1 rRNA gene is annotated in these 533 nt (G+C 36.6%); it reads right to left on the bottom strand.

The annotated features are described in order from the left end of the window. A 23S ribosomal RNA gene (locus ESZ36_RS22455) occupies window positions 1-115 on the bottom strand; the annotation flags it as partial. Window positions 116-533 lie beyond the last annotated feature (418 nt).

The following is a 533-nucleotide window of genomic DNA, read 5'->3' as shown; positions in this document are numbered from 1 at the left end:
GACATCTTTGGCTATAACGGTTTTTATCACCTCACCAAAGCTTTTCGCAGATTAACACGTCCTTCATCGCCTCTAACTGCCAAGGCATCCACCACATACGCTTAGTCACTTAACCATACAACCCTAAGTAGTCTCATCCAAAGATTTAAAACGAAGTGCGCCCCGGAGACTAATCCAAGGCAATTGTAAAGTCTGACATTTTCACGTACTCAATACATTTCACTTTAAAAAGTAAGATGTAAGATGAGTTACTTGATAAGACATCATGTTCTTTCGAACAGTATGAATTCGATAATACATCCTTGGGGGGATGCACTATCACCATTACTACATTCACGATAAGAGAATGTAACAACAGCTTGGTATTTATAATCATGTAAACAACAGCGCGACACCGTGTTTAGCCTATAAATACCGATATTTATATCAGCTTTCCAGATTGTTAAAGAACTTCAAATCAGCACACATTCGGCATAATTCGTGGTTTAAAAAACCAAATTTAAAATCACTTTAAAAGTGTATTTAAATTTGGT

Origin of the sequence: Colwellia demingiae (assembly GCF_007954275.1) — a bacterium.
In the GTDB taxonomy this organism is placed as follows: Bacteria; Pseudomonadota; Gammaproteobacteria; order Enterobacterales; family Alteromonadaceae; genus Colwellia; species Colwellia demingiae.
Note: the sequence above shows the minus strand (reverse complement) of the source record. Positions and strands in the feature narration are given on the sequence as shown.